Genomic DNA, 23823 nt, shown 5'->3' on the forward strand with positions numbered 1-23823 from the left:
ATGTTCCTTATCAGATTCTACTCTGGCGCTGAGCGCTCCAGGTTTCTGCTGCCAGCAATTCAGGATCGTTATCCAGAACGCCTTGGCGATCAGAGAAGTGAGCACCCATTTGGTGAGCTCGATGAAAACGGGTACGCATAAAATGCGCCTGGCGAAAATCGGCGGCTCTAACGTCAGCATAAGAAAAGTCGGCGTATGTCAGATCGCTGCTCTTGAATAAAGCGCCCTCTGCCCGAACCTGCTGCAATACCGTTTGAAAGAGCCTGCAATGAGAGAAATCTGCGCGATCAAGGCAGGCCGAGACAAAAATAGCCTGATCGAACCAGCTGTGTTGACAATCGGCACCCGCCAGATTGGCGCTGATAAACAGGGCCTGACTGGCATTGACGCCCTGAAGCCGCGCACCTCGCAGTGAAGCCCCTTTAAAGTTGCATTGAATAAGCTGGCAATGGGAGAAATCCACTTCATCCAGTTGGTTGTCCGTAAACTGACAGCCCTGAAAATGCTGGCGCTGATAGTTTTTGCCACGCTGATCGCATTCAAAGAATACTGCCCGATCAAACTGGCTGGCCGCAAAGTCGGTTTCGCGCAGATCGAGACGGAAAAAGGTCGTCAGTAGGCTGTTGATGTTATCCAACGCTGCCTGCGCCAGTGACGACTGGTAAAACGTGACCCGATCTAAATAGGCATGGCTGAAGCGGGAGGCCTGTAAGGAGCCCTGCATAAACTGCGTTTTATCATGCTGACTGTGGCTGAAGTTGGCGTTATCCAGCAGGCATTGGTTAAAAACACATTCACTGATGGTAGTTTGATTAAATTGACTATTGGCCATCTCGCACTGGTTGAACATCGTCTGTTTTAACCTGGCTTGCTCGAACCTGGTGGCAGTCAGTTGGCATTCATTGAACACTGTTTCATGCAGATTCGCACCGCTGAAATCCGCGCCAGTGAAGTCCACTTCGCTCATCATCCCACCAGAAAGATCTAGCCCCGCCAGCGATTGGCCCGCAACAGAAACGTTCTGTACCGGTTCACCCTGTTTGATTTTTTTCTGTAATTCTGCGGGCGTCAGCGTCTTCATATCAGTTCCTTGTCACGCTTTGGCAGCGTTTTAGTACGCTGGGTGTAAGCGCCATCAATCATGGTGGTAGCATCAATGGTTGATTGCGACAGGTCGGCGCGGAACAGGTTGGCCCCACGTAAATCAGCGCCGCTGAAATTACTTTTTTGCATTAACGCCCCCATCAGGTTGCTGTCTTTCAAGCTGGCTCCACGCAGATCGGTACGCATAAACAGGCTGCCGCTGGCATTCATTTTGCTCATATCGGTCCGTTGGCAGTTGGCCTCACTGAGATCGCTGTTATCCAGTTTTGCCCGCTGGAAAGAAGCACCGCTTAATGGCATTTGCCGCAGATTGCATTGGGTTAAGGTTGCATCACGGAAATCGGTGCCAGTGAGCACAGTTTGTGCAGCAAAGGCGCAGGAAACCAGGTTGGCCCCCTGAAAACGGCTGCCTTCTGCCTGCGTATCAACCCAGGAGCAGCCATCCAGCGTGGCATGATCAAAGACCGCTTGTTCAAGAGTGCATTTGATAAACGCCACCTTGATAAGGCGAGCCTGCGAGAAGTCCATTGCTGGCGCAGTCAGTTCCATGAACAGCGTGTTTTCGAACAGGGCATGGTGAAAACGGCATTGGGAAAGATAGGTCTGGTACAGCATCAACTCCCCCAGATTGGCGTTATCAAAAATGCAGTTTTCCAACAGCGTTTGGTGTAATTGGGTGTTTTTCAGACTGGCGGCGCTAAAGTCACTGTTATGGCATTGGGCCAATGACAGGCAGGCCTCATCCAGCATCGCATCACGCAAAGAAGCCTGGGTGATATCTGCCCGCGCCAACATGGCTGAACGGAAATTGGCACCATCCAGTTGGCAGTGGTTCAAGTTGGCGTTTTCCAACAGGGCGTTCGAGAAGTCTGCGCCACGCAGATCCATCCCTGATAGGTCGGCCCCGGTAAAGTCCAGGCCACTGAAGTCTCCGCCACGGCTCATGGTCACCTGAGCACGGTTACGGATAATCTGGGCGATATCCCCCGTCAACCGAGGGGCTGGGCCTTGTGCCTGTACCGACATCAGATACATTTGATGCAATGCCAGCCGGGTTTGCTCCAGTTTTTTATCTGACATGCCGTGCTCATTGCGATGGATCAGATCCAGCATGCGATGCATACTTTCCGGGCCTTTCGGAGCCTTGTCGAGATCGCGCGGCTTATCTGGGTCGATCCCTCGTTCGCGCATTTTTTCATACGCCTGTTCGCGCATTTGCTCAGCCTGGAGTTCCATTTTTTCGACAAACTCGGCCAGATCTTCCAACGCTGGCATGGCGGCAGCTTCAAATGCCGGGATGAGCTCTTTAATATCCTGCCCCCGTTGTTCCATACGTTCGCGATGTTCTTCACGCAGGCGTTGTTCACGGTTTTGCATATTGCCGCGCATCGGGCTCTCACTCACCGGGAGTTCGGTATCCAGCCAAGGGCCAATGGCATTTTCGGGCAGCAGGTCTTTTTCACGGAACGCGAACAGGGAGCCTTTCTCTTTGTCCATGCGTTGGCGCAGCACTTTGCGATAATGGCTGACCGAGCGCGGTGAACCGGTACGCTCCATTGCAGGCATCAGTTGCAACACATCGGCAGCATCATCTTCATTGATGCGGGCACTGCCGTGCCAGATCAGCAACATCTGCTCAAGATGCGGGAAAAACCACACCGTGGTATTACGCAAAGCAATCTCTTCAAATACCTCTTCATCACCCCGCAACCGGTTGATAAAACAACGCGAGCGCCATGGGGGCAGATGGCCTTCCTGCAATGGTTTTTCCGGGTGCATATTCCAGATGCGCCACGGCGCTTCGGGTGGCAGCTCATCAAGATTTTCCCACCATTGATCCTGCGGTGCGGCATTAAACAGACGCCAGTCAATATCGCTCGCGAAACCGGGGAATTCATGCTGTAACCAGTGCGCGTCATATTTTTTACCGATGCGAGAAAAGCGGCGCGGCCACATCAGATCCAGCGCGCCGAAGCTGGCCGGTTCAGGTTGCTGGCGTGGTGAGGTTAAGCGCCCCTGCAAGGGTTCGATATTGGGGAGACGATGAATTTTCGTATTTTCAAATGCTTCTGGATTTGCTCCGATACCGTGTGGGTTTTCAGGGTATTCAGGCCCACCGAAGGCACGGCTCCAATCCAGACGCATCTGTTGAAAAGGAAGAGGGGAGGAAGGGGTATTGTTAACCCAATGGCGCTCACCAAAGGCAACCAGCGTTTTTTCACGCTGCGCCACTTGAACCCTCACCGCACAGGCGGTTTTATCCTCCTGATGGTGAGTGTAGGCGTAACCGGTAGCAAGAAATTCGGCACAGGCTTTGGGGATCGCAAGATCGATAACACCACCGCTGGTTTGCAGTTCCTTTTCAGCAAGCTGCCACAGTTCGGGTTCAGGGCGCAAACGCGGGGTACTCCCCATATCGGCTAATGCCAATACAGAAACCCCAAGATAATTTTTTTCCTGCCATCGATAGGGGCGGCTAAGCACGCTAAGGCGTAGCGGTTTGATGATTTTCATTTTTATACGTCCCTGTATATTTATACATAGCTAAAATCGAAAGAATATACTCAATCACTAACTATCAAACAGAAGGTTTAAAATAACGTTATCTGAATTACTTTCAAGATGCGTTATAAAAACCACTCTTGATTATTATTCTAAAAAAATACAAGCCGACCATTTATTTGACAACAGAACTAAAGAATATCAATCAATCTCAATTACCGCTATTTTTTTAGGTGGTATCCCCTGATACTTTACTGTAACGCTTTGACCTTTTTTAAGTAAAGCTGCCTGAGAAATTTTTACTACACCTGCCGCATTATATGTTTTTTTTACACCATCTAAATCACAGTCAACGACGAATATATAAAAGTAATCAAAGTTATGCATCGCTTGCATCTGTTTCCAGCTAATTAATTTTGCATTCGCTACTTTACCTTCCCATAAATTTCTACTACTCCAGTCCTTAACTAGGCCAAACTCCCCCCTATTCCCTTTTATTCCTCTAATTGTAATAATGAAAAAAAACACAACAAATAACCAAGTAATAGCAGGGATATATTTCAATACTGTTTCCATACAATCTCCTCACATAAAGAGGTGCAAAACACTAAGTACAGTATTTTGAATAGAGTTCTCAATTTTATTTAGCGATCTTGTATAGTTCATAGGTTTTGTCACTATACTAGCCAAAGAAGTCGAAACTGAAAGCGGAGTCCAACTAATACTTGTTCCGCTCATAGATATGCCAAGCCCGTTGAAAGTTGCTGAGCCACCAGTAAAACTTTCCGATGCACCAGTAAAACTCAGGGAGTTTCCTGTAAAGCTTTCTTTATGATCTGCAGCTCTTGAAGCGAAATATGGAACGTCAATAGTGACTTTAACGTCACTTTTGATTGTTATTTCGTTTGGGCTATAAATATTGATTACTCCATTATTGACATTCTGCACCCAGTCTCCGCTATTAACATTAACGGTTAGACCACCATCAATGGTTTCTGTTTTACCTCCAGCAGTAACTGTTGTATCCAGTCCATTATTAAAGGTCTCAGTAAATTTCCCTTCGGTTGTTTCTGCTATAGTTCCATCGGTTTTTTTGACTATATTCCCGTTTACCGTCGGATAAAAATTCTTGGTGGTCGTTTCTGTAACATTGCCGTCAAACGTTCTATCAATATCCCCAGTAATCTTAACAGTATCCCCGCCGCTCTTGATGGTAAATTCGCGACCTTCGTCAATCTCAACCTTCTGCCCATTAATAAAAGTATTTGTCTCAAGATCTTCAACGGTGATATCGCGCTTTGAGTCATAGTGAAAACTCGCATCGCCCATCACGCTATCGATCTGCTGCCCACCGATATGAGTGGTTCTGGTGCCGTCAATGGTAATATTTTGATTGCCCTCGACGGAGATATTCATCTGATCTTCGGCATGCATATCAAATGATTCACGACCTGGGGCATCTTCGAAGAACAGATAGCTGGCATTGTCTGCGCTGCCGCTGGTGCTGCGCGACATAAAGCCCATTTTGGTGGCATCGTTCGGCAGATCCCAAGGCGGCATACTGTCTTCGTTGTAAACCCGGCCGGTGATCAGCGGCCGATCAGGGTCGCCATTGATAAAATCCACCACCACCTCTTCACCGACCCGGGGAATTTGTACGCCACCGTATTTCCACCCGGCCCAGGAACTGGAAACGCGTATCCAGCAAGAACCGCTGTCGTCACCTTTGCCATGCCGATCCCAACGGAATTTTAATTTTACGCGGCCATACTTGTCCGTCCAGATAGGTTGCCCTTCTGGTCCGACTACCTCTGCGGTTTGCGGGCCATGCGTTTTTGGCCAGGAAGTGATACGGGAAGGGCGCCAGTTTATATTGCTTGGCACTACGGTGAATTCGGTACGATGCTCGCAGCTGCCCTGATCGCCACTGGAGTAACTGCTTTCGGTCAGGAAATAGCGGGCCTCCACTGTCAGGTATTCACGCTGGTCCTCTACCCGTGGGGCATTGGAAAGGGTAAAAGTATGGCCTGGAGCAATCCCCAGAGTCGAGCCATGGCCAGTCATTTTTTCGTGTTGAGCTTCAAATTCCTGTTGGCGAACACGCACGTAGAATTGACCATGGTCGCGATCGGTAAAATGCCCTGGCCAGTCGAACACTTCTGCTTTGTCACCAGCAAAAGACGTTGGATTCTGGCGGGTTTCCAGCAGACGCGCACGGGGCTTGCGGAAATCGTAGTCATCAAGGCTGTACAGGCTTGGGGTGATGGCATCAGAAACGCTCCAGCTTTGGATGCCATTGGTATGGGCGCTCTCCTCCGTTTCTGTCAGCAAATACGGAATAAATTCGTAACCTTCAAGCTTGGTGTGCGCCTGCGGTTCATCTGCCAACACCAGGGTATGGTTACCCATCTCGTGACGGAAATAGTAATAAATCCCTTCGTGTTCCATCAGCCTGCTAATGAAATCAAAATCACTTTCCTGATACTGGACGCAATAACCCCACTGGCGGTAACTCCAGGAAAGTTTGTTTTCTAGTTGGATTTGATAGTCGGAAAGGATACTGGAAATAATCTCAGGGACAGTCTTTTCCTGCCAAATTCGGAAATCCCTGTTTTGTGTCAGATACCACAGGCCAGGCTGCACTGTTGCGCGGTAAATGTAATAGCGTTCACCACTAGACTCTCTACCGACGAGCGTCATGCGAGTGATATAGCCATTTAGAAATCGGGAGGGGAGAATGGGGGAGCGCATCTCTATCGTTAAGGTTTTTCCTAGCAATTCTCTAAGATTAACACTATTGATGGTGCTGAGTAGTTCGACCTCAAAAGCATATAACTCAGAGAGCTTTTCATGCCCGACAAGAGATTTAAAAAGCAGTGTATTACCGACTAGCGGCGTATGTACCAAAATGACTCTGTTCATTGAATATCCCTATCCTTTAGGCATAGCTACCGCACGAAGTTTGCAAAGGCAAACCCCTGTTTTTGTAGCTATTCAACATCCATTCGACCACCTTGCTATTGAATCAGCCATCAAAACCTAGCATTCAATTGCAATAATAAATCACTCCGTTTACTACCTAATTCTTAGTAGACAGGATATTTCGCAAACCGAACAACTCATCCTAGACTGATATTTACACATGCTTTTAGCACACTCACACGTAAAAAGTGATTGGTATCATGACAAGTATATATATTCACATATAAATATGTGACATAAATCACAAAGTAATAATTTTACAACTCGGAGAGATATAAATTAATAGTGATAGGAAAGGATATTTTCTAGGTCTTATTATTTATCTATTAAATAAAAAATAGGAATACATTCTTTTATTTTATCGAAAAATTCGTTAATCACCCGAAAATATGCACTGGAGTGAACCGCCCAGAGTAGCAAAGACTCCCTCGCGAGCATGATAGGCTAAATTAACGAAGGGAACTGCCGTTTTAGTAGGATTACCCCGTAAAAAACAGGGTTCAGGGACGGTGGCAGACCCGATAGTGGTGACTCTGCTCCCGTTCAGGAGGTGATATTTTCCGTCGCTCCCTACTTCGTTCATTTGAAATAGGGAAATTTCTTCACTCAACTCAAACACGGCATCAGACAAAAAGTTACAGCTTATCGAGCAGCTTCTTCAAATCCTGCCCTTCTCGCGAACTTTTGTTCTTCTCGGCCCACTTATTCAACGCCTCTTTGGCGCGATCCTGCAGTGCGTTACGCAAAATCTGATCGACCTGCAGTTGATAATTGAGTTCTTCCCATGGCCCATAAACACGCAATGGGATCGGTGTTTTCCTTAACAAGGCAATCAAGGCACCGTCACCCTGCCAGCCACCGGTTACCAACACGTTCAGCGCCATATCAGACTGTTTACCTGGCATATCCAGCGTGCCCGTACCCGTTAGGCTGAACAGCTCAGAATCCGCCTTGAGCTCGCTAAGGCTGATAGTTCCATTGCGCAGGTTGCCTTTGGCACTCACTTGTTTCACCTCGGTGTAACGCTGGTAGCTATCCTGCCCTCGAACACTGTTATCGCTGCGCGCAACGGCCTGCTGGATCAATTGCTGGATATTAAACCCATGCAACTGGGCATTTTTCATGGTCATTTCAGCCGTGCCCTGCCAACGGTGCTCAAAAGAAGAGGCAGTAAAGCGATCGCCAGTCAAATCGCCATTCATGCTAAAGGTTCCAGTTAACACCTGCGGCATGCCGAATGCCTTGAGCACATCGCCTAACTCAATCTGCCGTAATACAGGTTGTAGTTTGATGACCGGTTTGCTGCCGCGAGCATCCAACGAACCAGGCAACGTAAAGTTTCCACCAGCCAAGTTGCCAGAAAGTGTTTTTACCGCCAGTAGTCCCTGTTGATTATCCGCCTGCGCTACCAGTTGGTTGATACTCAGCCCACGGTAAAGCACCTGCTCAGCCTGCACATTGAGTTGGCCGTTAAAATCACGCAGCAATTCCAGGCTCTGTTGCGCATCCTCGCCCTGATCGGCGATAACCGGCGCAGAAGTCATTGCTGCCGTCTGCTGTGCTTCACCCGCGTTCTTCTTCTGCCAGCCCGAAATCGCATCCAGGTTGAGATGGCTTGAACTCAGATTCAGGACATAGCTGGGGATCGCGCCAAACTGCACGCTGGCATCACCGGCCAATTGGCTGTCATTAGCGCTCAATATCAGTTGGCTGAGGGCAAGCTGCTTTGGTGACTGTTGATACACCGCCTGGACGCTACCTTCCCCTTTTATCCCCAAAGCTGGGATGTCGGCACCTTCAAGTTGATAGCTGAACTGTGTGACCTTGGCACCTATCTGGCGGGGATATTGCTGTAGATCGAGATCGGCGGCCAGCGTAAACGTCAGATCGCGCTGATCGCGGTTCACCCGGCTGGAAAGCTCCATCTGTGCCTGGCGTAAACCGTTTTGTTGCAGGGCTAAATTGATATCGCGAACGTTAATCTGCTCGTTCTTGGCTCGCTGCCAAATCAGCAGGCTGTCCACCACGCGCAGATTATCAATATCAAATTTCCACGCGGATTCGGTTGCATCCTCTATCGGGTTACCGAGCGGGGCGATCGGCGCATTCGACTGCGTTTGCTCTTCACTATCGGGGGTCAAACGGATGACGGCATTTTTCAACATCACCTGTTTGACATACAGTTGGTGAGAAATCAGCGGCAGAAGTTTGACATCAAGCCGCATGTTATCGGCACTGAGCACTGGCGCTGCGGCACCGGGTGCAGTGAGGGTCATACGCCCGGCCAAAATACTCAGCTGTGGCCAAACATGCCAGCGTAATTCCCCTTCCAGCGTCAGATGGTAGCCACTGCGTTGCTCAACCTTCTTGACCATATAAGCACGGAAATCGTTCGGGTTGACCAGCAACACTAACGCAGCCAACCCCGCGACTAGCACAACCAGCAAAATCACCAAAGCTGTCAGTAATCTTCTCATGCCATCCTCATTATCAGCGCAACACTGGCAAACCCCCAACGCGGTCAGTCTTTATCAATACGGCTGGCGACTGCCCCTTGCTGATCTTTATACTTCGCATCCTGACGGCTGTTATACGGGCGTGCTGCCGGGGCGGTAAGCAGTTCAAAGCTCAGAGCACCAATCAGCATGCCTGGGCGCAGTGCCAACGGCAGTTTGCCCGAATTATAGAACTCCAACACAATCCGGCCACGCCAACCTGGATCGATACGGTGCGCCGTAACGTGCACCATCAAACCCAAGCGCGCCAGAGAAGAACGGCCATCGAGCCAACCTACCAGATCGTTAGGCAACGTTACCGATTCCAGCGTGACCGCCAGCGCCAACTCCCCAGGGTGCAGAAAGAAAGCTTCTCCCTCCGGTAACACAATCTCATCGCTCATCACACGATCAAGCGCAGCGCTGACTTCATCTTTTGGCCCGCTCAGATCGATAAAGGCGGCGGTATGGCCACGGAACACACGGAACTGATTGCCCAAACGGACATCCACTGTGGCCCCGTTAATACGCTCAATCGGCGGACGAGGCGAAATAACCAGTTTTTCGCTATCCAGCCAGGCTTCTATATCGCGGTCGCACAGTCTCATTACGTTATCTCCATTCCATCAAGGCGCACAAATGCATATACCTAAAATAATTCGAGTTGCTTGTAGGCGGCAACTGAACGAGGCCCCAGGAGCTTACTCAAGTAAGTGACTGGGGTGAGTAAGAGCAGCCAACACCCAAGCAACTTGAAGTATGACGGGTATACAAAAATTGCCACATAACAGGCCGTAGGTCTATGCCAGAACGCAAACTCGTCTGCCAAAGGCTGGAAAAACACACTTTTCCAGCCTTTAAATGCTGTTATTCAAAGAATTGGCTGATTTTGGCTTTCAGAATATCAATCGCAATGCGGTTTTTGCCACCGCGCGGCACGATGATATCGGCATACTGCTTGGAAGGTTCAATAAACTGCAGGAACATTGGGCGAACGGTCTTCTGATACTGTGCCATCACCGAATCCATCGAACGACCACGCTCATTCACGTCACGCTTCATACGGCGCATCAGGCAAATATCCAGCGGTGTATCGACAAAGATCGAGAAATTCATCGCCTGACGCAAACGAATATCCGTCAGCAATAGAATACCTTCCAGAATGATGACTTTTTTCGGCTGCAGCAGAATCGTCTCTTTTTTCCGCGTATGTTCAGTGTAGCTATATTGGGGTAATTCGATAGCCTGCCCAGCTTTCAGCATTTGCAGATGCTGGAACAACAGATCGTGATCCATGGAGTTCGGGTGGTCATAGTTGGTTTTGACCCGCTCTTCCATAGTCAAATGAGCCTGGTCTTTATAGTAACTGTCTTCCGGGATCACACCGATATGTTCATCGCCCACCTGATCGCGGAGTTCACGATACAAAGTACTGGCGATAAGGCTTTTTCCGGAGGCAGATGCGCCAGCGATACCAATAATGACGCACTGATGCGGCTTGTCAGTCATAAAATTAAAGACCTGATTCTAAAGTGAGGAAAGGGGGAACTGGAACGGGCTGATTATAGGGAGTTACCACATATCACGCCAGTGTTTATGCCCGGAGGCACTGAATGTAGCCCCCTTTCACTGTGAAAGAGGGCCAGGGTGATGGGCTTATTGTCCGGTTACCATCCAAACACACTGACTTACAGCGCGCGGAAGAAAATCTCGGTCGGGATCGCTTCGCCTTGCCAATACATTTGCGCTGCAACACGCCCTGCCAGTTGACGGTACATCTCGGCAAACTCGCTGTCAGGGCGGCTGATCACCGTTGGCTGACCACGATCCAAATCTTCACGCAGTGAAATATGTAACGGCATCTGCCCTAACAGGCGGCTGTTGTATTTCTTCACCAGTTTCTCTGCACCACCGGTGCCGAAAATAGGTTCATGATGGCCGCAGTTGCTGCAGATATGCATGCTCATGTTCTCGACAATGCCCAGCACTGGCACATGCACTTTCTCAAACATCACAATACCCTTCGCCGCATCCAGTAATGCGATATCCTGCGGTGTGGTCACTACCAGCGCGCCGGTAACCGGAATATTCTGCGACAATGTCAGTTGGATATCACCGGTGCCCGGCGGCATATCCAGCACCAGATAATCCAGATCCGGCCAGATTGTGTCCTGCAGCAGTTGCAGCAACGCTTTACTGGCCATTGGGCCACGCCATACCATGGCGTTGTCGTCAGTCACCAGATAACCAATCGAGTTAGTCGCCAATCCGTGCGCCATAATCGGTGCCATATGCTGGCCGTCCGGCGACGTTGGCCGCTCATGTTCAGTACCCAGCATATTCGGGATCGATGGGCCATAAATATCCGCATCAAGAATCCCTACTTTGGCCCCCTCGGCGGCCAGCGCCAGAGCCAAATTCACCGCGGTGCTGGATTTCCCCACCCCGCCCTTACCGGAACTGACAGCAATAATGTTACGCACGCCCTTCACACCGGCCTGATCGTTGGCCCGCTTCAGGGTGACGATATCCTGTTTCAGTTTCCAATCGATAGCTTGTGCGCCCGTAACGCGCAACAATTCATCACTCACCGTCTCTTTCAGCGTGGCAAAACCGCTGCGCCAGGCAAATGGCATGGTCAGTTCTATATGCAGAACGTTGTCTAATATCGCGCAATGGTGGATCGCTTTCAGCGCAGTCAGGTTATTTTTTAACGTCGGGTGTTCAAAGGCGGCCAGTATACCGGTCACCAGGGCACGCAGAACTTCAGGGTTGTTCTGCTCGGGGGATTTTGCACTCATCCCGGCTCCTTGATTTTTTAAATGAATAGCATCCTGACAAGCATATCAGAACTGTGTGGCAACTCGCGCCTATACTCTAAATAATTCGGGCTGTAGGAAGGCGAACGCGCGTCGCCAACTCATATACAGCTTGAAGGATGGCGAGTATATAACCCGAAAGAAACCGCTCTGGCAGCAAAGGGCACGATCGGGTAACATCAAAGCCCCTTTTTATTCATTACAGAAAGCAAGTTCTCACTATGGCTCAAGTCGCGAAAAAATTATTGGTGACGTGCGCGCTACCGTACGCAAATGGTTCCATCCATCTCGGCCACATGCTCGAGCACATCCAGGCAGATATCTGGGTTCGTTACCAACGAATGCGCGGCCACGAGGTTCATTTCATCTGTGCAGACGACGCGCACGGCACGCCGATCATGCTGAAAGCGCAACAGATGGGCATTCAGCCGGAAGAAATGATTACCGCAATGAGCCACGAGCACCAACAGGACTTCGCCGGTTTTGGCATTAGCTACGACAACTATCATTCAACCCATAGCGAAGAAAACCGCGAACTGGCGAGCCTGATCTACAGCCGTCTGAATGAGAACGGCTTTATCAAGAAACGCACCATTTCTCAGCTTTATGATCCTGAGAAAGGCATGTTCCTGCCCGATCGTTTTGTGAAAGGCACTTGTCCGAAGTGTAAAGCCCCGGATCAGTATGGGGATAACTGCGAAGTCTGCGGCGCTACCTACAGCCCGACCGAACTGATCGAGCCACGATCCGTAGTGTCCGGTGCAACGCCGGTGATGCGCGACTCTGAACATTTCTTCTTTGATCTGCCAGCATTCAGCGACATGCTGCAAGCCTGGACGCGTTCCGGTGCCTTGCAGGAACAAGTGGCGAACAAAATGCAGGAGTGGTTCGATGCTGGCTTGCAGCAGTGGGATATTTCCCGCGATGCGCCATACTTCGGCTTTGAAATCCCGGATGCTGCGGGCAAATATTTCTACGTTTGGCTGGATGCGCCGATCGGTTATATGGGTTCGTTTAAAAACCTGTGTGATAAACGTGGCGATCTGGACTTCGACGAGTTCTGGCGCAAAGATTCCACCACCGAACTGTATCATTTCATCGGTAAAGACATCGTCTACTTCCACAGCCTGTTCTGGCCAGCCATGTTGGAAGGCAGCAACTTCCGCAAGCCAACCAACCTGTTTGTGCATGGCTACGTGACGGTGAACGGCGCGAAGATGTCCAAATCGCGCGGTACGTTCATTAAAGCCGGAACCTACCTGCAGCACCTGGATGCCGACTGCCTGCGTTACTACTATGCCGCCAAACTCTCTTCACGTATCGATGACATCGACCTGAATCTGGAAGATTTCGTACAGCGTGTGAATGCCGATATCGTCAACAAAGTGGTCAACCTGGCCTCGCGTAACGCGGGTTTTATCAACAAACGCTTTGGTGGGCAACTGGCTGATCAACTGGCCGATCCAGCTCTGTATCAAACCTTTGTCGACGCCGCAGCCAGCATTGAAGAAGCCTACGCCAACCGTGAAACCAGCCGCGCGATCCGTGAAATCATGGCATTGGCTGATCTGGCCAACCGTTATGTGGATGAACAGGCCCCGTGGGTGGTGGCAAAGCAAGAAGGCCGTGACGCCGATCTGCAAGCCATCTGCTCAATGGGCATTAACCTGTTCCGCGTCTTGATGACTTACCTGAAACCGGTCTTGCCTGCGCTGACTGAACGTACCGAAGCCTTCCTGAATTGTGAGCTGGCTTGGGATACTCTCGCACAGCCGCTGCTGGGCCATCAGGTGAACACCTTCAAAGCGCTGTTCAACCGTATCGATCTCGACAAAGTGAATGAAATGGTTAATGCCTCGAAAGAAGATATGGCCGCGACAAGAACCGTCACAGGCCCGCTGGCAGACGATCCTATTCAGGAAACCATCACTTTTGACGACTTCGCCAAGGTCGACATGCGGATTGCGCTGATCAAAAGCGCCGAGTTTGTCGAAGGCTCCGACAAGCTGCTGAAACTACAGTTGGATCTGGGGGGCGAATCCCGCCAGATTTTCTCTGGTATCCGTTCAGCTTACCCGGATCCGAAACTGCTGGAAGGCCGTCTGACCATTATGGTGGCTAACCTGGCCCCGCGCAAAATGCGTTTTGGCATCTCCGAAGGTATGGTGATGGCCGCTGGCCCCGGTGGGAAAGAGATCTTCCTGCTGAGCCCGGATAGCGGTGCGCAACCGGGTATGCAGGTGAAGTAAAGCCTCTGTGAAAGCCCCCTTACCTTAAGGTAGGGGGCTATACCCGCCAGACATCACCACTTTTTTCAGACAATTTTTCAGATCCCCCTTCTCAGCGCAGCAAAATCAGTTAATGTATCAATCTTGGCTAATTAGCTGTATGCATTAACAGGGTAGGTTATGAAGGGATTCCCTCCGCTGATCAACACATTGCTGGCAAGCTCATTGGTATTGACTATTGGTCGCGGCGTTACGCTACCCTTTATCACCATCTATCTGACCGAGCATTTCCAATTGTTGCCGAAGAGCGTGGGGATTATCCTCGGCATCAGCCTGGCGCTAGGTATCATCAGTAGTTTTTATGGCGGCTATCTCGTCGATCGGTTTAATAGAAACATTCTTATTCTGCTTTCCATCCTTTTGTTTTCAATGAGTTTCTTTGCTATTCCCTGGATCTCACGCCCAGGGGGGATCATCGCTATTCTTGCCATTCTGCATACCGCCTATGCGGTGCTCGGCATTGCTATCAAGGCCTGCTTTGCCCACTGGCTGCCGGTGGCTAAACGCATCAAAGCCTTCTCGATGAATTACACCTTGATCAACGTGGGTTGGGCGGTCGGTTCATCACTAGGCGTTATGGTTGCCGGTTATAGCCCGCTGCTACCGTTTTACCTTTCTGGTGGGCTGGCACTGCTGACGGTGATAGTGTTGAGTTTCCGCTTGCGCCACCAGCCTGCTTCTAGCGTTGCAGAACCCCATTCAGCCACGCTAGCCGCGCCCAACTTCCGCCAGACAGTAGAGATTCTGCGCCACGATCGGCGGCTGATTTATTTCACTCTTGGCAGTGCGCTGGGGGCGGTGGTTTTCGGCCAGTTTACTGGTTACCTGTCACAATATCTGATCACCGTCTCCAGTGCCGAGTTCGCCTATAAAGTTATCGGTATAGTGATGATCGTCAATGCCAGTATCGTCATTGCACTGCAATACCTGTTCAGCCGGGGTATGCGCCAAGACAACATGCTGCGCTGGCTGGCTCTGGGTACTTTGTTCTTCGTACTCGGGTTAATCGGCTTTTTGCTGGCAGGGCAATCGGTGTGGTTATGGGCAGTAGCAATGGCTATTTTCACTCTGGGTGAGATCATTGTTATCCCGGTCGAATATATGTTTATCGACTTTATCGCCCCTGCACACCTGAAAGGCAGCTATTACGGGGTGCAAAGCCTCAGCAATCTGGGGGGCGCGGTCAACCCGGTGATATGCGGTTTTCTGCTGAGCTATGCCCCAGCCCCGGTGATGTTCCTGGTACTGATTGCAGCAGCCCTGCTCAGCCTGCTGTTCTTTTTTCTGGGCCACCGCTTGGCAGAACAGCAGCGGCCACTTTCCACGCTTGGCAGTTTGGAATAACTACACTTAAAGGAATCGTGAACCGACCAGAGCCAGCAGCCAGCCATCCCGGTATCCTCGCTGTACTTTGTGGCATGGCTCACAATTTAATTGTATGATAAATACGTCAAGCTAAACGGGAAGGGTGTATGGGCAACGTATTCATGCTGTGCTGGAAATATTTCAGAGCGATCTTGCTGATTTATCTCAGCCTATTTGCCGGGAATGCTATTGCATTGCTGTTACCGATCGCTATTCCCGGCAGCATCATCGGCATGCTAATCCTGTTTGCCCTACTCTCTTCGCAAATCCTGCCCGCCAGATGGGTCAAACCCGGTTGCCAGCTGCTGATCCGCTACATGGTGTTGTTGTTTGTGCCGATCGGCGTTGGTGTGATGCAGTATTATGACCAGATTATCGACGATCTCGCCCCGTTGGTGGTTTCTTGCCTGCTTAGCACCCTGTTGGTGTTTGTGGTGGTTGGCTATACCTCGCATTATTTCCACCGCGATCGCTCGCTCCTTAACAGCAACAAAAGCGCAGAGGGCGAGAAATGAACCACGATATCTGGTGGTCTCTGCCGCTGACGCTGATGGTGTTCTTTAGCGCACGCAAATTAGCGCAATGGCTTAAAATGCCGCTGCTCAACCCGTTGCTGCTTTCCATGGCGGTCATCATCCCGCTGCTTTTACTGACAAAAATGCCCTACGAGCACTACTTTAAGGGCAGTAAAATCCTTAACGACCTCCTGCAACCGGCAGTTGTTGCTCTCGCATTCCCGCTTTACGAACAGCTCCACCAGATCCGCGCCCGTTGGAAATCCATCATTATGGTGTGCTTTATCGGCAGTATGACCGCCATGATCAGCGGTGGCGCTATTGCCTTGTTGATGGGAGCCAAACCGGACATCGCCGCCTCTATCATGCCTAAATCAGTGAGTACACCGATCGCCATGGCCGTTGCAGAATCGCTTGGCGGCATCCCCGCCATCAGTGCCGTTTGCGTGATCCTGGTCGGTATTCTGGGGGCAGTCTTCGGCCACTCGCTGCTTAATCTGCTGAACATCACCACCAAATCTTCACGCGGTTTAGCCATGGGTACGGCATCACATGCGCTAGGCACTGCACGCAGCGCGGAAATAGATTATCAGGAAGGCGCTTTCAGCTCTTTGGCGCTGGTGATTTGCGGGATCATTACTTCACTGATTGCCCCGTTCCTGTTCCCGATACTGCTGCATTTATTCGGTTAACGGTTCAAAATATGCGATAAGTCTCGTAAATTTATTTTTAATTACACTCATTTCATCAATAAAAAGACTTTAATCACACTTTATTGTGAGAAGGTTACCTAGACTATTTTACCCAGCAGCACAGCATCTTGTTTGATGACGGGGATATCCCGTTAACCTGAGAGAGACTTCCTATGCATCCGCGTTTTCACACTGTTTACAGCGAACTGCCCACTGCCTTGCAATCTGCCCTGCAGCCTTATTTCGATGCGCCCGATTTCCCGGCGATGTTTCAAGCCGATCAGGTGGAAGCTCTCAAGCAACACAGCGGGTTGGATGATAGCGCGCTGGCCTTTGCCCTGCTGCCATTGGCCGCAACCTATTCGTTAACCCCCATTTCGCACTTCCAGGTTGGCGCAGTTGCCCGTGGCGTCAGTGGTAACCTGTACTTTGGTGCCAATATGGAGTTCGCTGGAGCACCGCTGCAGCAAACCGTGCATGCTGAACAATCGGTGATCGCTCACGCCTGGCTCCGGGGCGAAACCGGCTTGGTTTCCATCACCGTCAACTACACGCCTTGCGGCCATTGCCGCCAGTTTATGAATGAGCTCAATAGCGGAACCCGCTTGCAGATCAATCAGCCAGGGCGAGCAACGGCGACTCTGGGTGACTACTTGCCATACGCCTTCGGGCCACAAGACCTTGAGATTGACGAACGTTTAATGAGCCCAATTGACCACGGTTTTCAGTTGGCGTTAAACGACGAACTGGCAAAAGCCGCGCTGGCGGCGGCCAACCGCAGCCATGCCCCTTACAGCAATGCATACAGCGGCGTGACGCTCGAGGGCGAAGATGGCACAGTGTACGCAGGCCGTTATGCAGAAAATGCCGCTTTCAACCCAAGCCTGCCACCGCTGCAGGCTGCGCTGGTGTTAATGAACCTTTCTGGTGCTAACTGCCAGAACATCCGCCGCGCGGTGCTGGCTGAAGCGCAGGGGGCCATTGTGAGCCAATGGAACGCCACTCAGGCCACATTGGCCGCGCTAGGCTGCCATAACGTCAGCCAGGTCACTTTCTGATCCCTTGGCGGAACCTAAAGGTTCCGCCTTCCTGCCGCTAAAAACCGTTTAACCGCCGATAATTGCATCAATTTACGTCATAATCCCATAACAATTGCTGTACATATTCTGCCGATCTTTTAGGATCTACGGCTATTACAGCTATCTGATACGTTTAAGAGTAAAACTGATGGAACTTGAATACGAAAGCAAACGCCCCCTCTACATCCCTTACGCTGGCCCGATCCTGTTGGAATTCCCGTTATTAAACAAAGGCAGCGCCTTTACCGAGGAAGAACGCAGCCACTTCAACCTGCACGGCCTGCTGCCAGAAGCGGTCGAAACCATTGAGGAACAAGTAGAACGCGCTTACCGCCAATACCAGGATTTCAAAAACGACAACGATAAACACATTTACCTGCGTAACATTCAAGACACCAACGAAACGCTGTTCTACCGCCTGCTGGATGAACACCTGAGCGAGATGATGCCCATCATCTATACGCCAACCGTAGGTGCAGCCTGCGAGCACTTCTCCGATATCTACCGCCGCGCCCGTGGGCTGTTTATCTCCTACCCGAACCGCGATCGCATTGATGATATGCTGCAAAACGCCACCAAACAGAACGTGAAAGTGATTGTCGTGACAGACGGTGAACGCATCCTCGGTCTGGGCGATCAGGGCATCGGCGGTATGGGTATCCCGATCGGTAAGCTCTCGCTGTACACCGCCTGCGGCGGTATCAGCCCGGCGTATACCCTGCCCGTGGTTTTGGATGTCGGCACCAACAATCCGCAGCGCCTGAACGATCCGCTGTATATGGGCTGGCGTCATCCGCGTATTTCTGGCGATGAGTATCATGCTTTTGTCGAAGAATTCATTCAGGCGGTCAAACGCCGTTGGCCAAACGTGCTGCTGCAGTTTGAAGATTTCGCCCAGAACAACGCGACCCCGTTGCTTAACCGCTATCGTGATGAAATCTGCTGCTTCAACGACGATATTCAAGGCACCGCCGCCGTGACACTCGGCAGCCTGATCGCCGCCAGCCGGGCAGCAGGCTGCCAGTTGCGCGATCAAACCGTCACTTTCCTTGGGGCGGGCTCCGCCGGTTGCGGTATCGCCGAGCAGATTATTGCGCAAATGAAGTCCGAAGGCCTGAGCGAAGAAGAAGCGCGAGCACAGGTATTTATGGTTGACCGTTTCGGTCTGCTGACCGATAAACTGCCAAACCTGCTCGACTTCCAGAGCAAGCTGGTGCAAAAAAGCGAAAATCTGGTGAACTGGCAAGTGGAAAGCGACGCCATCTCTCTGTTGGAAGTAGTGCGCAACGCGAAACCTACCATTCTGATTGGCGTTTCTGGCCAACCGGGGCTGTTCACCGAAGAACTGATCCGCGAAATGTATAAGCACTGCCCACGCCCAATCGTCATGCCGCTCTCCAACCCGACCTCACGTGTGGAAGCACGGCCAGAAGACATCATCAATTGGACCGAAGGCGCTGCGCTGGTGGCTACCGGCAGCCCCTTTACGCCAGTAACCTACAAAGATCAGGTGTTCCCTATTGCCCAGTGCAATAACTCCTACATTTTCCCAGGTATTGGCTTGGGCGTTCTGGCCGCTGGCGCAACGCGCGTGACCGATGCAATGCTGATGGCCGCCAGCCGTGCACTGGCCGATTGCTCCCCATTGGCAACTGATGGTCATGGTGCTCTGCTACCGAATATCGATGATATTCAAGGGGTTTCCAAATGCATCGCGATGGAAGTGGGTAAAGCGGCGCAGTTGCAAGGCGTGGCGGTGGTCACCTCGGAAGAAGCGCTGTCAAAAGCAATTGAGCACAACTTCTGGCGCCCACAGTACCGCAGCTACAAGCGTACCTCCTTCTAAGATCTACACACTGGGGGCACATCATGCCCCCAATTTCCTCTCCCATTAGCCGATCTGAACAAAACGCTGAAAAAAGCAGCGTAGTGCCTGCCGCAAGCGGCTGAACGCTTGCTTCAACCAGGCAGGTAAAGTAGCCTTGAATTCTTATTTATCCTTAAGCGCTTAAGGCAACACTATGTGGAAACGCCTGATAATTAGCCTGTTAACCATCATTTCGCTCTTGATGGTCACAGCTATCGCGCTTGATCGCTGGATAAGCTGGAAAACGGCCCCTTACGTTTACGACGAGCTGCAAGGGTTACCCCATCGTCAGGTCGGCGTGGTGCTGGGAACCGCCAAATATTACCGAACCGGCGTAATCAATCAGTATTACCGTTACCGCATTCAAGGGGCAATCAACGCCTATAACAGCGGCAAGGTAAAATACCTGCTGTTGAGCGGCGATAACGCCCAGCAAAGCTACAATGAACCCATGACCATGCGCCGCGATCTGATCGCCGCAGGCGTTGCGCCCGGTGATATCGTGCTTGATTACGCCGGGTTCCGTACCCTCGACTCCATCGTGCGCACGCGCAAAGTGTTCGACACCAACGATTTCATCATTATCACTCAGCGCTTCCACTGCGAGCGGGCGCTGTTCATCGCTCTGCATATGGGCATTCAGGCCCAATGTTATGCGGTGCCGTCACCAAAAGACATGATGACGGTGCGAGCTCGTGAGATCTTTGCCCGCCTGGGGGCATTAACCGACCTGTACATCCTCAAGCGAGAACCGCGTTTCCTCGGCCCGTTACTGCCGATCTCTTCGATGCATAACGTCCCGGAAGATGCTCAAGGCTACCCGGCAGTATCGCCAGAACAACTGGTGGAATTGGAGAACAAGCTGGCGGCAGAAAAGCACTCTGCAGCAGCTAAAAAGAGCTGAAACCACATTATTTACCGGTAAAACTTTGTCGCCACGCTAGTGGTGAAACGCCAAAGTGACGGCGGAAATGATGGCGAAATGACATGGCAGAACCAAAACCACTGAGATTGGCGACCGTTTCTATGCCATGCTCGCTTGATTCCAGCAGGGTTTGCGCCAGCGCTAAACGCTCCATCTGCAACCACTGATTCACCGTCATCTGAGTTAACTGCCGGAAATGGCGAGTAAAACTCCGGCGGCTCATTACAGCACGCTCAGCCAACGTATCCAAAGTATGCTCTTGCTGCAAATGCGCTCTTAACCACGCCAATAGATCAGATAAGCGCGAATCCGCCGCCGTTGCAGGTATGGGATGAGTGATGAATTGCGCCTGTCCACCGTTGCGATGCGGCGCAATCACCAATCGACGGGCCACATGATTCGCCAGACCAACGCCTGCCTGCTGACGCAGCAAGTAAAGACAGGCATCGATCCCCGCCACTGTACCGGCAGAGGTCAACAGATTCCCCTGCTCAACATACAAAACCTCGGCATCGAGCATCACCTTGGGAAAACGCTGGGCAAAGTCCCCGGCATACTCCCAGTGCGTAGTGGCTTTCAGCCCGTCAAGCAATCCTGATGCCGCCAGCACATAAGCCCCCAAACACAGCCCAACGATTTTTGCACCACGCTGATGTGCCGCCAGTAACGCCGCAAGCAATGAACTTGGCAGTGCTTCATACAGGTTATGCCAACTGGGAATGATCAGGATATCGGCCTCAGCCAACGCCTCCAGGCCCCATTCCACCAGTATTTTGTAACCACCAGCCGTGGTGATGCAACCCGGCTGAATAGCGCACACTTTGACATTGAATGGGGAACTCCCTGCATGCGCATCAGAAAACACGACTCCAGGTACGGCAAGATGGAACGGGCTGATATGTTCAAAGGCCACTACCGCAACATTAATGGCAGGCATGATGTGCTCCAGTTCATTCACTTTGGCCCAATCTTAACGCAGTTTGTCACTCAGGCCACTCACCCTTTCAAGCCACAAGATGGAAAATGACGGGTATAGCCTCTATCACCTGCAAGAGAGTAACCATCATGACTCAACATAATCACCCGGTATTGATCGTAATTGATGTGCAGAATGACTACTTTCCACAGGGTAAATTCCCACAGTGGAATACCGCAGACGTGTTGGAAAATACTAAAGTGGCGATCGATAAAGCGAATCAGGCGGGTATTCCCGTTATTCTGGTGCAGCATATTGCCGACAGCAGCAAAGGTATCGCCCCGTTCTTTAATGAAGGCACCGAAGGGGCTGAAATTCATCCCGAGATTCTTGCCGCTGCGCCGGATGCCATTGTGGTCAGAAAGGCATTTGCCGATAGCTTCTTCCAAACCACATTAGAAGCAGAGCTACAGCAGTTAGCGGCGACAGAATTATGGATCTGCGGCATGATGACGCAGAATTGCGTCACCCATACCGCCATTTCCAAATCAGCGGAAAAATACCGTGTTTCCGTTTTGCCCGACTGCTGCACCACGGTGAGTGAAATACTGCATTTGATCGCCTTGAATGCCATGTCGACACGGGTGCCGCTGGTGCCCTCGACAGACTTGTTATAAAGACCGGTCAGGCTGCCAATCCGCCACCGCCCTCAAACGGCGTTTTCCCGGCAATTTTGGCGATTTCCGCCCCCAAGGTAACAAACGGTGCGCTCCGGCAGGCATAGATCAGCCCCCCGGCCTGAGCGCACACGGCTGTTACCGTATCCGTCAGCGGATCGATAACCTCGGCCACAATCTCGTTGGCCTCGACCCAGTCACCGGGCTGGCGCAACAGCAGCAGAACACCGCTGGCAGACGCACGCAAAATCTCGCCAGCAGCAAACGGCAACATTAGCGTTTCCCGTTCCGGCACCGCTGGCGGATCCCCGGCAAGCGCGCCGTAATATTGCAGATAATGGTACAGACGTTCGGCATCATTGCTCGCCAGCGCATGGCTGACATCCTGTTGGCCACGCAGTTCTAGCGTCACAGCCATGCAGCCCGGTTCAAACTGGCTCCAATCGCTATGGCTGGCCGCCAACCGATGCCAGGGCAAACCACAAGCCTCGTCAAACGAGCCGCCACCGCTGTCCTGCGACAACAGCACGGCCCCGATATCCATAAAACGCGCCAAAACCTCTGCCTGCTGGCAATAAGCCGGATCGGCATACATATGCAGAATCGCCCGATCGTCACAGTGCAAATCCAGCACCAGATCGGCATCGCAAGCCAGCAACAGTAATTGCTGGCGCAGCGCAGCAACCTCCGAGCGGCTCGGCATCATGCTGAGCGCCGCAGTCATAGCGCTGCGCACCTGCTGTCGATAATCGCTGGCATCGTGGAAAGTGCATACCTGCAATGAGTCTCGCACTAGCTGCGCCAGATCGGGGAAATCACGGTTAAAGTTACCGCCGCTAACCAGATCAAACCGGCCAACGCCACCGTTAAGCAGCACCTGTGCCAAACCAAGAGGATTGGCCACCGGCACCAGGATAATTTCACTGTGGATTTCACCACGCCGCTCTGCCTGGCAGAGCAATCTTTTCAGATAGTGCAACACCAGCATCCCAGGCAGTTCATCAGCATGCAGGCTCGCCTGCAGGTAGATTTTTTTACCCATACCGGGCTGGCCGAAATGAAAACTGGTTAATCGGCGCTGTCCGCCCAGCGCGTGTTCAGGTAGGTTATGGTGATTGATTTTCATTGGGCATCCCATCTATGGAAAAGAAAACACGGCTTGACCGAATTGATAAAAAAATCCTTGAAATACTGCGCCACGATGGCCGTATTTCCTATCGTAAACTGTCCGAGCTGGTCAACCTGACGCCCCGCCCCTGTCTGGAGCGCGTGCGGATCCTCGAACGCGCGGGCATCATCCGTGGCTACACCACCCTGATTGAATTACCGGAACCCGAGCATGCGTTTGTCGTGCAGGCACAAATTGCGCTGGCCGATCATGGCCAATCACAATCGGCGTTTGAGCAGGAAATGCGCCAAGCGCCGGAAGTGCTGGACTGCTGGCTGGTCAGCGGCAGTTTCGATTTCCTGGTACGCATCGGTTGCCAAAGCATGGAGCACTACCGGCAGTTGGCCGACACCTGGCTGACCAGCAAAAAATTCCGCGTCGATAAAATCATGACGCTGACAGAGTTGCAGGCCATCAAGCGTTCCTGAA

General features: G+C 51.5%; 19 protein-coding genes. 9 read left to right on the forward strand and 10 right to left on the reverse strand.

The window, feature by feature from the left end:
* Positions 1-10: 10 nt before the first annotated feature.
* The 8 genes from IV04_RS02330 to apbC all read right to left on the reverse strand — a co-directional run bounded on the left by IV04_RS02330 (position 11) and on the right by apbC (position 11884).
* Positions 11-1081: a pentapeptide repeat-containing protein gene (locus IV04_RS02330; protein ID WP_037394208.1), complete on the reverse strand. Its 1071-nt coding sequence runs from the start codon at positions 1079-1081 to the stop codon at positions 11-13.
* Positions 1078-3618 (reverse strand): DUF2169 domain-containing protein, encoded by a 2541-nt coding sequence (locus tag IV04_RS02335; protein WP_037394211.1) that lies wholly within the window; start codon positions 3616-3618, stop codon positions 1078-1080. The genes IV04_RS02330 and IV04_RS02335 overlap by 4 nt, the downstream gene beginning before the upstream one ends.
* A 189-nt stretch (positions 3619-3807) precedes the next feature.
* The gene (locus tag IV04_RS02340; protein ID WP_051916593.1) at positions 3808-4182 is read right to left on the reverse strand and encodes a hypothetical protein; all 375 of its coding nucleotides are present in this window, start codon (positions 4180-4182) and stop codon (positions 3808-3810) included.
* Positions 4183-4191: 9 nt separating this feature from the next.
* On the reverse strand, positions 4192-6528 hold the full coding sequence (locus tag IV04_RS02345; protein WP_037394214.1) for a type VI secretion system Vgr family protein: 2337 nt from the start codon (positions 6526-6528) through the stop codon (positions 4192-4194).
* 695 nt (positions 6529-7223) lie between these two features.
* Positions 7224-9065, reverse strand: coding sequence for an outer membrane assembly protein AsmA (gene asmA / locus IV04_RS02350; protein ID WP_037394217.1), 1842 nt, complete (start codon positions 9063-9065; stop codon positions 7224-7226).
* A gap of 44 nt (positions 9066-9109) precedes the next feature.
* Positions 9110-9691: a dCTP deaminase gene (gene dcd, locus IV04_RS02355; RefSeq protein WP_037394220.1), complete on the reverse strand. Its 582-nt coding sequence runs from the start codon at positions 9689-9691 to the stop codon at positions 9110-9112.
* A 259-nt stretch (positions 9692-9950) separates the two neighbouring features.
* A complete protein-coding gene (gene udk, locus IV04_RS02360; RefSeq protein ID WP_037394223.1) occupies positions 9951-10592 on the reverse strand; it encodes a uridine kinase in 642 nt (213 codons plus the stop codon).
* A 179-nt stretch (positions 10593-10771) separates the two neighbouring features.
* Entirely contained in the window at positions 10772-11884 is a 1113-nt protein-coding gene (apbC, locus tag IV04_RS02365) for an iron-sulfur cluster carrier protein ApbC (protein ID WP_037394226.1), read from the reverse strand.
* A 239-nt stretch (positions 11885-12123) separates the two neighbouring features.
* On the opposite strand from apbC, the gene metG reads away from it, so the two are divergent.
* From metG to sanA, 7 genes are all read left to right on the forward strand, one after another.
* On the forward strand, positions 12124-14151 hold the full coding sequence (metG, locus tag IV04_RS02370) for a methionine--tRNA ligase (protein ID WP_037394229.1): 2028 nt from the start codon (positions 12124-12126) through the stop codon (positions 14149-14151).
* Between the two features lie 159 nt (positions 14152-14310).
* Positions 14311-15534 carry an MFS transporter gene (locus tag IV04_RS02375; RefSeq protein WP_037394232.1) on the forward strand — a complete coding sequence of 408 codons (1224 nt, stop codon included), beginning with the start codon at positions 14311-14313 and terminating at the stop codon, positions 15532-15534.
* A gap of 128 nt (positions 15535-15662) precedes the next feature.
* The gene (locus tag IV04_RS02380) at positions 15663-16070 is read left to right on the forward strand and encodes a CidA/LrgA family protein (RefSeq protein WP_037394234.1); all 408 of its coding nucleotides are present in this window, start codon (positions 15663-15665) and stop codon (positions 16068-16070) included.
* A complete protein-coding gene (locus IV04_RS02385; RefSeq protein ID WP_037394237.1) occupies positions 16067-16762 on the forward strand; it encodes a CidB/LrgB family autolysis modulator in 696 nt (231 codons plus the stop codon). Before IV04_RS02380 ends, IV04_RS02385 begins: the two co-directional genes overlap by 4 nt.
* A gap of 173 nt (positions 16763-16935) precedes the next feature.
* The gene (gene cdd, locus IV04_RS02390) at positions 16936-17820 is read left to right on the forward strand and encodes a cytidine deaminase (protein ID WP_037394240.1); all 885 of its coding nucleotides are present in this window, start codon (positions 16936-16938) and stop codon (positions 17818-17820) included.
* 169 nt (positions 17821-17989) lie between these two features.
* Complete coding sequence (locus IV04_RS02395; RefSeq protein WP_037394243.1) at positions 17990-19687, forward strand: NAD-dependent malic enzyme; 1698 nt, start codon at positions 17990-17992, stop codon at positions 19685-19687.
* A gap of 175 nt (positions 19688-19862) precedes the next feature.
* Complete coding sequence (gene sanA / locus IV04_RS02400) at positions 19863-20612, forward strand: outer membrane permeability protein SanA (protein WP_037394245.1); 750 nt, start codon at positions 19863-19865, stop codon at positions 20610-20612.
* A gap of 7 nt (positions 20613-20619) precedes the next feature.
* Here the strand turns inward: sanA and IV04_RS02405 are convergent, their stop codons facing one another.
* Positions 20620-21570, reverse strand: coding sequence for a GlxA family transcriptional regulator (locus IV04_RS02405; RefSeq protein WP_037394248.1), 951 nt, complete (start codon positions 21568-21570; stop codon positions 20620-20622).
* Between the two features lie 128 nt (positions 21571-21698).
* On the opposite strand from IV04_RS02405, the gene IV04_RS02410 reads away from it, so the two are divergent.
* The gene (locus IV04_RS02410) at positions 21699-22226 is read left to right on the forward strand and encodes a cysteine hydrolase family protein (RefSeq protein WP_037394250.1); all 528 of its coding nucleotides are present in this window, start codon (positions 21699-21701) and stop codon (positions 22224-22226) included.
* Between the two features lie 7 nt (positions 22227-22233).
* Here the strand turns inward: IV04_RS02410 and IV04_RS02415 are convergent, their stop codons facing one another.
* Positions 22234-23352, reverse strand: a complete 1119-nt coding sequence (locus tag IV04_RS02415) for a succinylglutamate desuccinylase/aspartoacylase family protein (protein ID WP_037394252.1) — start codon at positions 23350-23352, stop codon at positions 22234-22236.
* 14 nt (positions 23353-23366) lie between these two features.
* On the opposite strand from IV04_RS02415, the gene IV04_RS02420 reads away from it, so the two are divergent.
* Positions 23367-23822 carry an Lrp/AsnC family transcriptional regulator gene (locus IV04_RS02420; RefSeq protein WP_037394255.1) on the forward strand — a complete coding sequence of 152 codons (456 nt, stop codon included), beginning with the start codon at positions 23367-23369 and terminating at the stop codon, positions 23820-23822.
* The last annotated feature ends 1 nt before the right edge of the window (position 23823 follow it).

Source organism: Serratia sp. Ag1 (assembly GCF_000743355.1).
Classification (GTDB): domain Bacteria; phylum Pseudomonadota; class Gammaproteobacteria; order Enterobacterales; family Enterobacteriaceae; genus Chania.

Bases quoted from the DNA above. Each gene is read 5' to 3' on its own strand.
- IV04_RS02330 (WP_037394208.1), bottom strand. From the start codon at position 1,081: ATGAAGACGCTGACGCCCGCAGAATTACAGAAAAAAATCAAACAGGGT.
- IV04_RS02335 (WP_037394211.1), bottom strand. From the start codon at position 3,618: ATGAAAATCATCAAACCGCTACGCCTTAGCGTGCTTAGCCGCCCCTAT.
- IV04_RS02340 (WP_051916593.1), bottom strand. From the start codon at position 4,182: ATGGAAACAGTATTGAAATATATCCCTGCTATTACTTGGTTATTTGTT.
- IV04_RS02345 (WP_037394214.1), bottom strand. From the start codon at position 6,528: ATGAACAGAGTCATTTTGGTACATACGCCGCTAGTCGGTAATACACTG.
- asmA (WP_037394217.1), bottom strand. From the start codon at position 9,065: ATGAGAAGATTACTGACAGCTTTGGTGATTTTGCTGGTTGTGCTAGTC.
- dcd (WP_037394220.1), bottom strand. From the start codon at position 9,691: ATGAGACTGTGCGACCGCGATATAGAAGCCTGGCTGGATAGCGAAAAA.
- udk (WP_037394223.1), bottom strand. From the start codon at position 10,592: ATGACTGACAAGCCGCATCAGTGCGTCATTATTGGTATCGCTGGCGCA.
- apbC (WP_037394226.1), bottom strand. From the start codon at position 11,884: ATGAGTGCAAAATCCCCCGAGCAGAACAACCCTGAAGTTCTGCGTGCC.
- metG (WP_037394229.1), top strand. From the start codon at position 12,124: ATGGCTCAAGTCGCGAAAAAATTATTGGTGACGTGCGCGCTACCGTAC.
- IV04_RS02375 (WP_037394232.1), top strand. From the start codon at position 14,311: ATGAAGGGATTCCCTCCGCTGATCAACACATTGCTGGCAAGCTCATTG.
- IV04_RS02380 (WP_037394234.1), top strand. From the start codon at position 15,663: ATGGGCAACGTATTCATGCTGTGCTGGAAATATTTCAGAGCGATCTTG.
- IV04_RS02385 (WP_037394237.1), top strand. From the start codon at position 16,067: ATGAACCACGATATCTGGTGGTCTCTGCCGCTGACGCTGATGGTGTTC.
- cdd (WP_037394240.1), top strand. From the start codon at position 16,936: ATGCATCCGCGTTTTCACACTGTTTACAGCGAACTGCCCACTGCCTTG.
- IV04_RS02395 (WP_037394243.1), top strand. From the start codon at position 17,990: ATGGAACTTGAATACGAAAGCAAACGCCCCCTCTACATCCCTTACGCT.
- sanA (WP_037394245.1), top strand. From the start codon at position 19,863: ATGTGGAAACGCCTGATAATTAGCCTGTTAACCATCATTTCGCTCTTG.
- IV04_RS02405 (WP_037394248.1), bottom strand. From the start codon at position 21,570: ATGCCTGCCATTAATGTTGCGGTAGTGGCCTTTGAACATATCAGCCCG.
- IV04_RS02410 (WP_037394250.1), top strand. From the start codon at position 21,699: ATGACTCAACATAATCACCCGGTATTGATCGTAATTGATGTGCAGAAT.
- IV04_RS02415 (WP_037394252.1), bottom strand. From the start codon at position 23,352: ATGAAAATCAATCACCATAACCTACCTGAACACGCGCTGGGCGGACAG.
- IV04_RS02420 (WP_037394255.1), top strand. From the start codon at position 23,367: ATGGAAAAGAAAACACGGCTTGACCGAATTGATAAAAAAATCCTTGAA.